Annotated in this window: 11 protein-coding genes; 2 read left to right on the top strand and 9 right to left on the bottom strand. The window is 55.4% G+C overall.

The genetic code is table 11. From position 1 onward, the window contains the following. Positions 1-8 precede the first annotated feature (8 nt). The 9 genes from citZ to IAE55_RS09060 form a co-directional block, all read right to left on the bottom strand. Positions 9-1124: a citrate synthase gene (gene citZ / locus IAE55_RS09100; RefSeq protein WP_089545820.1), complete on the bottom strand. Its 1116-nt coding sequence runs from the start codon at positions 1122-1124 to the stop codon at positions 9-11. Between the two features lie 339 nt (positions 1125-1463). Then, the gene (locus IAE55_RS09095) at positions 1464-1865 is read right to left on the bottom strand and encodes an FxsA family protein (RefSeq protein ID WP_076170466.1); all 402 of its coding nucleotides are present in this window, start codon (positions 1863-1865) and stop codon (positions 1464-1466) included. Beyond that, on the bottom strand, positions 1862-2371 hold the full coding sequence (locus IAE55_RS09090) for an acyl-CoA thioesterase (protein ID WP_200631785.1): 510 nt from the start codon (positions 2369-2371) through the stop codon (positions 1862-1864). The genes IAE55_RS09095 and IAE55_RS09090 overlap by 4 nt, the downstream gene beginning before the upstream one ends. A 179-nt stretch (positions 2372-2550) precedes the next feature. After that, positions 2551-3975: a pyruvate kinase gene (gene pyk / locus IAE55_RS09085; protein WP_105441753.1), complete on the bottom strand. Its 1425-nt coding sequence runs from the start codon at positions 3973-3975 to the stop codon at positions 2551-2553. Positions 3976-4111: 136 nt separating this feature from the next. Next, the gene (locus IAE55_RS09080) at positions 4112-5095 is read right to left on the bottom strand and encodes an acetyl-CoA carboxylase carboxyltransferase subunit alpha (RefSeq protein ID WP_076170469.1); all 984 of its coding nucleotides are present in this window, start codon (positions 5093-5095) and stop codon (positions 4112-4114) included. Next, a complete protein-coding gene (accD, locus tag IAE55_RS09075) occupies positions 5096-5986 on the bottom strand; it encodes an acetyl-CoA carboxylase, carboxyltransferase subunit beta (RefSeq protein WP_200631783.1) in 891 nt (296 codons plus the stop codon). It lies immediately after the preceding gene. Positions 5987-6063: 77 nt separating this feature from the next. Next, a complete protein-coding gene (locus IAE55_RS09070; RefSeq protein ID WP_076170471.1) occupies positions 6064-6252 on the bottom strand; it encodes a glutamate decarboxylase in 189 nt (62 codons plus the stop codon). Positions 6253-6387: 135 nt separating this feature from the next. After that, positions 6388-6894: a phosphatidylglycerophosphatase A family protein gene (locus IAE55_RS09065; RefSeq protein ID WP_200631781.1), complete on the bottom strand. Its 507-nt coding sequence runs from the start codon at positions 6892-6894 to the stop codon at positions 6388-6390. Positions 6895-7123: 229 nt separating this feature from the next. Further along, positions 7124-10792, bottom strand: coding sequence for a DNA polymerase III subunit alpha (locus IAE55_RS09060; protein ID WP_200631779.1), 3669 nt, complete (start codon positions 10790-10792; stop codon positions 7124-7126). Between the two features lie 155 nt (positions 10793-10947). Here IAE55_RS09060 and IAE55_RS09055 point away from each other — a divergent pair, with 155 nt between their 5' ends. Further along, the gene (locus IAE55_RS09055) at positions 10948-11274 is read left to right on the top strand and encodes a YtrH family sporulation protein (RefSeq protein WP_076170474.1); all 327 of its coding nucleotides are present in this window, start codon (positions 10948-10950) and stop codon (positions 11272-11274) included. A gap of 3 nt (positions 11275-11277) precedes the next feature. Then, a complete protein-coding gene (locus IAE55_RS09050) occupies positions 11278-11781 on the top strand; it encodes a hypothetical protein (RefSeq protein WP_076170475.1) in 504 nt (167 codons plus the stop codon). Positions 11782-11790: the final 9 nt, after the last annotated feature.

Genomic DNA, 11790 nt, shown 5'->3' with positions numbered 1-11790 from the left:
ATTATACCTTAAGAACGCTGCTCAATCGGAACATATTTTTGATCCGTTTGGCCGACATATTCGGCACGCGGACGGATGATGCGGTTGTTTTCATATTGTTCCAGAATGTGCGCCGTCCATCCCGACACACGGCTGATCGCAAAGATCGGCGTGAAGAGCTCCTGCTCGATGCCAAGCTGAGTATATACGGAAGCGGAGTAGAAGTCCACATTCGGCTTCAGTCCCTTCTGGCCAGTCACGATGTCCTCCACTTTGACGGACATTTCGTACAGGCTTGTATCCCCTTTCATTTCACCCAGCTCGCGGGACATCTTCTGCAGATGCTTGGCGCGGGGATCCCCGTTTTTGTATACGCGGTGGCCAAAGCCCATAATTTTGTCTTTATTGTCGAGCTTCTCTTGAATGTATGGCTCAACTTTGTCGATGCTTCCGATTTCGTTCAGCATCTTCATCACCGCTTCGTTGGCACCGCCGTGCAGTGGGCCTTTCAGAGCGCCGATCGCCGATGTAACACCGGAGTAGATGTCCGAAAGCGTCGCCACGGTTACGCGCGCAGCAAACGTCGAAGCGTTCAGCTCATGGTCTGCATGCAGCACGAGCGCCTGGTCGAGAGCCTTCACCGAAGTCTCTTCAGGCGTTTCACCTCTGAGCATATACAGGAAGTTTTCGGCAACCGACAAGCCTGCTTTCGGTGCGACAGGCTCCTGGCCTTTGCGGAGGCGGGCCATGGCCGCAATAATCGTAGGGAGCTGCGCCTGAAGACGGATCGCCTTGCGCTCATTGGCTTCACGGCTCATATCGTCGGCTTCCGCATCGTACAGCGCCAGGGCCGATACGGCGGAACGGAGAGCTGCCATCGTGCTCATATCTTTAGGGTACAATTTCATTTGTTCGATCAAAGCATCCGGAATTGCGGCATAGTCGCTGAGGTCCTGCTGAAGACGACTCAATTCGTCCTGATTCGGCAGTTTTCCGAACCAGAGCAGGAAAGCCACTTCTTCGAAGCTCGCGTTCGCTGCCAGGTCATCAATGTTATAACCGCGGTATGTGAGCACACCGTCGACAATCGAGCTGATGGAAGAAGCTGCGGCAACAATTCCTTCCAGACCTTTGGTAGCTGTCATCGTACATCTCTCCTTCGTATAACGGAATTTTAACAACATGCATGAACCGTGAAAACAGTTACATTTTACTGAAAAGAAAAACGTCCATCGACGCAATCCACAGCAGACAGGCCGTGCCATAATGCCGTTAACGCGGAACCGGGCGGGCTGTACTCTCCTGTTCGGATCCCGCAAAACCGTTGTCCGCTACTCTACCTGACACCAATCGCCAAGTAATGGAACCATATATTATCATAAAGTATTTTGACGTCTATGTGAACAATTACAAGGTGACAGTAAACATCAAATTGTTTTATCAGCCAAATAAACAATTTTTTATCAGGTATGCTCTTCCTGCCGCTAACGGCGGTAAATCTTAATGTTTCCGTCTTTCATCTTCCGCTCGATCCACTTCAAAATGACATAGCGGTACAAGGGCCGAGTCAGCGGAAATACCATTGTAAACCCGATCAGGTCCGTTACAAAGCCAGGAAGGACAAGCAGCATCCCTCCGATAAACACGCATAAGCCATCCACCATGCTCCGGCCGGGAACCTGGCCCGAATTCATTTTGGCCCGAGAATCCTCCAGCACCTTGCGCCCCTCAAAGCGCATCATCAGCATGCCGATTCCGGATGTGACGATGGTCAGCAGCAGCGTATTGGCCGCTCCTACCCGGGTGGCCACCCATTCGAAGCCGAATATTTCGACCACCGGAACGATAATGATCAGGGCCAGCAGCCATTTTCTGAACGCGGTCATGCTTCTCCTCCTGTAATCGACTTGGACAGGGCCGTATACAGCGCAGGCGAGTGCTTGTCGAGCCTTACGGGCTGCCAGTCCCGGTTCAGCCACACATGCTGTGTCGAACCCGTGACAAGCACTTCTCCAGGCAGTTCTTCGCCGATCTTATACCCGCTGTCGGCAAACGTTGCCTGCTCCTGTTCGGATAGTCTTCGGATTTCATAGATATAGTCAATCCGCAGTTTGGTGAACCGCGTCATTCTCGTAAAAATCGTAATCATGTCGTCATAGCGCGCCGGCTGCACAAACTTCATGTCAAGCTCCGTGACGGGCAGAAACAAGCCCTCATCCTCCATACTGCGGTAAGTTATGCCCAATTCGCGGATCATTTCGGTTCGGCCGATTTCAAACCAGTTTAAGTAATTCGCATGGTAGACGACAGCCATTTTGTCGCTTTCCTGATAGCGTACCCGGAGTGACGTCGTAAACCAGCGGCTGAGCTGAATGCCGTTATCTTTTCCCATCCTCCACTGTTCCCTTTCTTGCTGTAATTAATTTCCTTCAATTTAGTATAACATAAGGGATGCCTGCTTCTGAAATTTGCCCGGTATTAGCAAAAAAGCCTGCCAGGAGTGAATCCTGACAGGCTTTTCTATGAAATGGATCTATCGGTAGGCTCGCGGCGGTCTGCGCCGCAGTCCTCTTATTCGTTTGGAATTTGGCTGACTTTCACCAGGTTCGTCGAACCGGATTGTCCCAGCGGAACCCCTGCAGTAATAACAACCAGATCGCCCGGTTTTACGAGACCGGACTCCAGGCCGCCCTTCAAGGAATTCTCGAACATTTCATCCGTCGATGTAGCAGTCTTGCCTGGGACCGGCGTAACGCCCCAAGTCAGAGCCAGGCGACGCAGCGTGCGCTCCTGCGTAGTCACTGCGATGATCGGTGCTTCCGGACGGTACTTGGATACCATGCGTGCCGTATGGCCGGATTCCGTCGAAGAAATGATCGCCTTGGCGTTCAGATCGAGTGCGGAAATCGCCACCGATTGGCTGATCGCTTCGGTAATTGTCGTTTCCTGGGCAATCCGCTGCTTCAGGAAAATCTCGCGGTAGTTCAGCGCGGATTCAGCCTTCTCGGCGATGCGGGACATCGTCAGAACGGATTCCACCGGATATTTACCGGCAGCCGTTTCCCCGGACAGCATGATTGCATCCGTGCCGTCGAAGATCGCGTTCGCTACGTCACTCGCTTCGGCGCGTGTCGGACGCGGGTTGCGCTGCATGGAATCCAGCATTTGCGTCGCCGTGATGACCGGTTTGCCGGCAACATTACATTTTTCGATCATGCGCTTTTGTACCAGCGGTACTTCTTCGGCGGGAATTTCCACGCCCAGGTCGCCGCGGGCAACCATCAGACCGTCGGACGCTTCCAAAATTTCATCGAGGTTGTCCACGCCTTGCTGGTTCTCAATCTTGGAAATGATCTGGATGTGCTCTGCGTTGTGCTTGGCGAGCAGCTCGCGGATTTCTTGAACGTCACTTGCTTTGCGTACGAAGGAAGCTGCGATAAAATCGATGCCCTGTTCGATCCCGAATACGATATCGTTCGCGTCTTTCTCTGTGATGCCCGGCAGAGAAATCGCCACACCCGGTACGTTCACGCCTTTTTTGCTCTTGATCGTACCGCCATTGACAATACGGCATTTAATTTCAGTGCCCTCGACTTCCACAACCGTCAGGCCGATCAATCCGTCGTCGATCAGGATCGTCGAACCCGGCTGCACATCACTAGGAAGATCTTTGTACGTGATCGAAATCCGGTCTTTGTCACCCAGAATTTCTTCGGTCGTCAGCGTGATGTACTCATCCTGTACCAGCTCGATCGGCTCCACGGCAAGCTTGCCTGTGCGGATTTCCGGTCCCTTGGTGTCAAGCAGGATGGCAACGGTTTTGTTAAGCTCGCGGCAGGCTTCGCGGATGTTGTTGATCCGGCGTCCATGCTCCTCGAAATCGCCGTGCGAGAAGTTCAAACGGGCAACGTTCATGCCGGCCATAATCAATTTTTTGGTGTTTTCCAACGATTCACTGGAAGGACCGATGGTACATACGATTTTTGTTTTACGCATTTGGGTTTCCTCCGTTTTATTCTTTTAAGTCTCTCTACCCTACATATCTTTATCCAAAGATTAAATTTACTACAAAACGAAAGTTTTGTATAGGAAGTTTGAAAGTTTGTCATAATACATCATTGCCCAGATAGAACTAATCTATCACACCGACATGCGAAGATTGTTCATAGGCAAACTTGCCGATCTTGCGGAACTTCTGATACCGGTCTTCCTTCAAGGCGGCGCTGTCGAGTCCCGACAGTTCGCCCAGATGGCGTACCAGGCTGTCCTTAATGGCAGCAGCCGTCGCTTCGTAGTCCCGGTGCGCTCCGCCTTTCGGCTCTGGCACGATCTCTTCGATCACTTCGAATTCAAGCAGGTCTTTGGCCGTAATCTTCATGGCCTCGGCCGCCTGATCCGCTTTGGACGCGTCCTTCCAGAGGATCGAAGCCGCTCCGTTTGGCGAAATCGCCGAATAGATCGCATGCTCCAGCATCAGCACACGGTTGCCGACGGCCATCGCAAGAGCACCGCCGCTTCCACCTTCGCCGATGACCACACAAATAACAGGAACACCCAGCGCGGCCATCTCCCGTAAATTGCGGGCGATTGCCTCGGATTGTCCCCTCTCTTCTGCTGTATTACCCGGATACGCACCTTTTGTATCAATAAAAGTGATAATCGGGCGTTTAAATTTGTCCGCCTGATGCATCAGCCGCAGCGCTTTGCGAAAGCCTTCCGGATGCGCGCTGCCGAAGAAACGGGCAATGTTGTCCTTCGTATCCTTCCCGCGCTGTTGACCGATCACGGTGACCGGAGTCCCGTTCAGCTTGGCCAGCCCGCCAATGACCGCGAGGTCATCACCAAATAGACGGTCCCCGTGCAGCTCGATGAAATCGCTGAAAATCAGCTGGATCAAATCGAGCGAAGTGGGACGCTGATGATGCCGGGCCAAATGCATTTTCTGGGCGGCCGTAATATTTGAATACACCTCTTCTTCCAACTGGGCGTATCTTTCTTCCAATCTCGCAATCTCGTCGCTAAAATCAATACCCTTGTCCGCTCCGAACTGCTTCAGCTCATTGATCTTCTGCCGCATTTCCACAAGGGGCTTTTCAAAAGGCAATTCTCCTGCCACTTAATATCCCCCTTTCACGGTATGCATCTCGATCAGCTTGTACAGCATTTGGCGCAGCTCTTTCCGGTGGACGACCAAATCCAGCTGTCCGTGCGCCAAATTGAACTCCGCCGTCTGGAAATCATCCGGGAGCTTCTGGCGGATGGTCTGCTCGATAACGATCCGTCCGGCAAAGCCGAACACAGCCCCCGGCTCCGCGATGTTAATATCGCCGAGCGTAGCAAAGCTGGCCGAAACCCCGCCTGTCGTCGGATCGGTAATGACCGAAATGTAAAGGCCGCCTTTTTCGTTAAATCGAGACAAAGCAGCGCTTGTCTTCGCCATTTGCATCAAACTCAGAATACTTTCCTGCATACGCGCTCCGCCGGAGGTCGAGAAAATAATGAGCGGGAGATCCCTTTCGGTCGCAATTTCGATCGCCCGGGTAATTTTCTCGCCGACGACCGAACCCATGCTTCCCGTAAAGAAATCGAAGCTCATGACAGCGACGACAACCGGGAGTCCTTCAATCGTGCCTTGTCCGGTAATAACCGCTTCGCGCAGACCCGACTTGAGCGCCTGCTGCTCCAGCTTGTTGGCATATCCCGGAAATTGGAGCGGATCGACCGATACCATACCGCTGTCGAACTCTTCAAATCCTGCATCGTCCAGCGTCATTTGGATCCGTTCCAACGCATTCAGACGCATATGGTGTCCACAGTTGGGGCAAACCTTCAGATTCTTCTCCAGCTCTTTGCTGTATTGAATGGTGCCGCATTTCGGACATTTATTCATCAGGCCTTCGGGAATTTCCCGGCGGGGTCTTTCTTCACCCGGTTCGCTGCCTCTTCCTACACGCTCTGAAGGAATGGTCGCGTATTTTCTTTTTTTCTGGAACAAGTCTTTAAACACAACTACACCTCTCAGCCGTTAATTTGCCCAGCCGCTCTTCACTCTGCCTCTATAAACGTCACTTTGTTTCCTTAAAATTAAGGATGCAAAATGGAATTAAGCACTTCCTGGACTTCCTCCAGCTCACCAGAGGGAACCAAAATCTCGAACTGCTGCTTGGATAAATTGATCGGACGGCTTTTAACCAAAAATCCCTCTTCCGTTAATTTGGTCGTGATCATTTCCGCTACCTTGGCGGTAGGTGCGATATAGATGACCGTCCACATTCCTTGCAGAACCCCCTAATCTCATGTTCTGAGCACGTATAATAGAGTAATGATAACATAACTCCGTTTTTTCCCGCAACAAAGTGATGGGACGCGGGCAGGCCGATCAGAGGGTTCGTTCAAGGCCTTCGGGCGTTACAACCCGGAATTTCCGGAAGCGGACGGATACTGCTTGGCTCCCTTGTACCGGTGGGCGATCCTCGCGGATGCCGCGGCGGCGAGCCCGGCGACCAGATCATCGAGAAAAACGTGGATCTCGTCCTTTTTATTGTTCAGGGTATCGATAATACCGATTTTTTCTTTATCCAAAAAACCAAAACTTGTCAGTCCGATCATGCCGTACACGCTCGTAATGCCGAGCGCCAACGTCTCGTCCACTCCGTACAGCGGTTCGTCCGCCTCCATGATCGCCTGCAAAGGCTCGGGAAGAAGCTTTTTCTCCGCCAGTTCATCAAGCGCCATCCCGGTCATCAGCGTGTACTGTACTTCCCTTTTGCTGAGGACGGCGTTCACGCTCTCCACACATTCGTCGATCTCCAGTTCCGGATGGTACGGGATTTGCAGTTTATACACGATATCGGCAATGTCCCCGACTTTGACTCCCCTGCGGCTCAGCATGGCAATCGCTGCATCATATGACATGTTTATTCCTCCCGCACGGCACGCCCGCCCCCGGGTCTTTCGAAAAGATGCGTCTGCCCAAGGCAGCCGGGCGGCACATGATAATGTTGTCCCTAGGTGTTCCTAAGTGTATGCGGGAGGCTCGGGAAACGTTCGTAAAATCTGTGTCATTTCCGCAGAAGTCCGGAGGGTCATTGAACTATTGAACTGTTGCCGGCGGCCTCTGCCAGCCGCCCTTTGATCCGTGCTTCTATTTAATCCGGACCGTCCCTTTGCCGAGCATGTTTTCGATCATTTCGAAAAATCCGGGCGACGGTTTGATCCGATAGTTGTCGCTGAGCGCAAGGAGCTTTTGGCTTTGCTCATAAAAGAGCACCGTAGCCACCGGACCCGGATGCTCCTGAAGCAGCTGCTTCAGCCTGGCAAGCAGGTCCGGGTTCTCCGCTTCCGGCGTAATCTTGACGAAGACGCGCTGCTCCGCCGTTGTGGGGCGGCGCGCTTGTTCCTTCGCCGGGGCGGGTGCGCCGCCGCCCTGCTCCTTGCGCGCCGGGGCGTCGGCCGGCGCGGCAGCATCGCCGGCGGCTGCCTGCGGAGCGGGGCGGCCCGCAGGCGCGCCCTGCCGCCGCGAGGGCCCCGACCCCGCGGCGAAGGATCTGCCGCCGGCTGGCGCCTGGTTCCGCTTGACCATCTGGGCAAGCGGGGCCCCGGCCAGCGGCAGCACTTCCTCGGCGAGGAGCTTGAAGCCCTCGTCCTGCTGCTGCACCTTGGCGCGCAGTGCCAGCAGCTCGCCCTTGCCTACATAGCTCGCGCTGCGCTTCCAAACTTCAGGGAACAGCACCACTTCGCAGCGTTCGATCTGGTCTTCCAGCTCCATGAAGGCCATCGCTTTGCCCTGCTTGGTCGTGATCGACTTGACAGACACGACCATGCCCGCGACGACCACCTTCGCTTCATCCGCCGCCTCGGCCAGGTTCATCAGCCGCTCCACGCCCGGTTCGTCCAATACTTCATCAAAGTCGTCCAGGGGGTGGCCGGACAGATACAGACCGAGCAGCTCGCGTTCGTGCTCCAGCTGCTGGGAAACGGAAAACGGCGGAATGTCGGGATATTCGATCTCCCAATTCGTCGTTTCGACAAAATCAAACAGCTGGATCTGCAGATCCTCGCGTTCCTTACGCCATTTGACGGCGGCATCGACGGTCTCATCCAGCATGGCGAGCAGCTGCGCGCGGTGGCCCGGCAGCGAATCGAAAGCGCCCGCCTGGATCAGCGACTCGATCACCCGTTTGTTGCAGACGCGCAGATCGATCCGGCGGCAGAAGTCGAGCAGGCTTTCGAACGGCTTCTCTTCCCGGACGCGCATCATGTTTTCCACCGCCTGGGTACCCACGTTCTTGATGGCCCCCAGCCCGAACCGGATATGCCCCGGCCCTTCGGCCGGCTGCCCGTCCTCCGCGCTTACCGCCACCGGTGTAAACAGCACGCCGCTCTCGTTGACGTCGGGCGGCAGCACCTTGATGTTCATCCGGCGGCACTCCACCACGTATTCCGCGACCTTCCGGTGGCTGCCCATGACGGCCGTCAGCATCGAGGCCATGAACTGCACCGGATAGTGCGCCTTGAGATAAGCGGTCTGGAATGCCAGAACGGCATACGCTGCCGCGTGGGCTCTCGGAAAACCGTAATCGGCAAAGCGCACGATCATGTCGTATACCTTGTTCGCATCTTCTTCGGTATATCCCTGCTTCAGGCTGCCCTCCACGAAGTGGCTGCGCTCACGGTCGAGCACTTCCCGCTTCTTCTTGGATACGGCGCGCCGCAGCAGATCGGCTTCTCCGAGTGAGAAGCCCGCCATCAGCGAGGCGATTTTCATGATCTGCTCCTGGTACACAATGATACCGTAGGTGTCGGCCAGGATCGGCTTCAAATCGTCATGCGGGTAGTCGACCTGGATGGTACCATGCTTCGCCTGAATGAAATTCGGGATAAACTCCATCGGACCCGGGCGGTACAGCGCCACGACCGAGATGACGTCCTCGAATACGCTTGGCTTCAGCTCTTTGAGCACCCGCCGCATGCCGGCGGACTCCAGCTGGAACACGCCGGTCGTATCTCCGCTCCCCAGCATCTCATAGGTCAGCGGATCATCGTCCGGAACCTGCGCGAAGTCCGGCGCGCTGCCGGTCATTTCCCCGATCCAGCCCATGGACCGCTCGATGATCGACAAGGTGCGCAGACCGAGAAAGTCCATTTTGAGCAGGCCGATGCTTTCCAGCTGCTCCATCGGATATTGGGTCAGCGCGGTTCGCTCGCTGCCCTCCTGCAGCGGGACCGCATCGGTCAGCGGATCGCGCGATATGACCACGCCTGCGGCGTGGGTCGATGCGTGCCGCGGCATGCCTTCGACCTTCATGGCCATGTCAAGCATCTCGCGGGTTTTAGGGCTCTGCTCGTACAGCTTCTTCAGCTCGTCGCTGATTTCCATCGCCCGGCGGATGTTGATCCCGTGCGCGTTCGGAATGAGCTTGGCCGCCTTGTCCACCTCGCCGTACGATACGTTCAAGGCGCGTCCCACGTCGCGTACCGCCGCGCGGGCGGCCATCGTCCCGAAGGTGATGATCTGTGCGACGTGTTCGCTGCCGTATTTATCCGCCACATACTCGATTACTTCGTCACGGCGCTCATCGCTGAAGTCGATATCGATATCCGGCATGGTCACCCGTTCCGGGTTCAGGAAACGTTCGAACAGCAGGTTGTACTTGATCGGATCGACGTTCGTGATGCGGAGCACGTATGCGACGAGACTGCCCGCGGACGAACCCCGTCCGGGCCCCGTTACGATTCCCTGCCGATGGGCATAGGCGATAAAATCCCAAACGATGAGGAAGTAATCGCTGAACCCCATGCTCCCGATCACACCGAGCTCATAGTCGAGGCGCTGGAGAAGCTCTCTTTTTCCTTCTTCGGTGTCCCACAGGCCGGTCGTGCTGTAGCGGCTTTCCAGTCCTTCCAGGCACAGGATCCGCAAGTATTCGGCAGCTGTCTGCCCCTCGGGAAGCGGGCGGTATTCCGGCAGAATGGACCGGCCGAATTCCAGCTCCAGGCTGCATTTGTCCGCAATAAGGAGCGTATTGTCCAAGGCTTCCCGGACATGCGGGAACAAGCGGGCCATTTCGTCGCCGCTCTTCAGGTACAGCTGGTCCGTCTGAATCTGCAGCCGGTCCTCGTCCTCTACCGTTTTCCCCGTACCGATACAGATCAGGACGTCCTGCATAGAGGCATCCTCACGGACGAGATAGTGGACGTCGTTGGTCGCCACGAGCGGAACGCCCAGCTCCCGGGCGAGCTCGATCAGCTGCGGATTGACCCGCTTCTGTTCGGGCAGCCCGTGGTCCTGCAGCTCCAGGTAAAAATCTTCGCCGAAAATGTCCCGGTACCGCAGCGCCGCCCGGCGCGCCTCCTCGGTCCGGCCATGCAGCAGATGCTGGGGCACTTCCCCGCCGAGGCAGGCGCTCAGGCAGATGATGCCCTCATGATATTTCGCGAGCGCATCCATGTCGATGCGCGGTTTATAGTGAAAACCTTCCAAATGCCCGATGGAGCACAGCTTCATCAGATTGCGGTAACCCGTCTCGTTCTTGGCCAGCAGGATCAGGTGATAGATCGGCTGATCCTTGCGGCTGCCGCGCTCTTTGCGGGAACCGGCCGTCAGATAGGCTTCGCAGCCGATAATCGGCTTGATGCCTTCCGCCACACAGGCTTTATAAAATGGCACCGCGCCGTACATGACCCCGTGGTCAGTCAGCGCCAGCGCCTTCATTCCGTTCTCCGCGGCTCGCCGGACAAGGTCCGAGATGCGTGCCGCTCCATCCAGAAGGCTGTATTCGCTATGCACGTGAAGATGCACAAATGAACTCATGTCTCGTCTCCTTTTCGCCGCAGTGATCACTGGTTTTTAACGTTTCATGCACTATTTATTATTTTATCATAATCCGCCTAGGACCGCCCATAGAATGGAATAAGGAAACCGCTGGACAAGGCGTTTCCGACCTCCTTGGGAAAGGACTGGGAATCATGAGCGTGTTTTTATCCAAAGCCATACTGGATTTCTTTATCGCTTTCGGCATCGTGCTGGGCGGTGCGATGGTCGGCGGGATCGGTGCGGTCATTTCGCTGCAATCACCGACACACACCATGCTCGAGGTGGCCGATCGGATTAAAATATGGGCGATGGCGGCGGCGATCGGCGGCACGATCGATCCGATGCGGGTCATCGAGAGCAATTTTATGGGGGGCAATCTTTCCCCCGCCATCAAGCAGGTTCTGTTTCTCCTCTTCGCCTTCCTCGGCGCTCACATGGGCAGCGAGCTGGTCAAATGGGTTTGCGGCGGCAGGGAGTAGCCGATGCGAATTCCTCCGTTCAGCCGATACCGCCATTTCTCCCAACTGACCGCCGTCTTCGTCTTGGGCGCCGTTATCGGAAGCGTCGTGTATAATTCGGTGTTCCACTCCAGCTTCGACATGCTTTGGGCGTCCAATCAGGACTTGGAGCTTCGGATCCAGCAGTACGAGGACGACATCAAAACGCTGAAAAAGTACAACAATCAGCAGACTGTGATCAAGGAAATCAAAATCCGCGCGGAGCAGCAGGATCCGCCTCTCGATCCGGTCATCGTCAAGGAAGTGATCCGCAAGCTCGGTGAGGATCTGGAGGTGCTGCGGGGCCGGAACATTTTCGATATCGACGAGGACAGCAAAATCGCCCGGAACCTCCTCAATCGCAAAATTTACAGGGTGCGCGATAAGGAGTATTCCATCGAAATCAAGACGATGCTGGTGGCGGAGGGCGTGCTCCAGATCTGGATCGACATCGAGCCTCAAAGTGTCGCTTCGGTCGGCAAATCGTGATACAATGAG

It is taken from the genome of Paenibacillus sp. S28, assembly GCF_016624415.1.
Lineage (GTDB): Bacteria > Bacillota > Bacilli > Paenibacillales > Paenibacillaceae > Paenibacillus_AQ > Paenibacillus_AQ favisporus.
The sequence above is the reverse complement of the archived record's forward strand: the minus strand, read 5'-3'. Positions and strand labels throughout refer to the sequence as shown.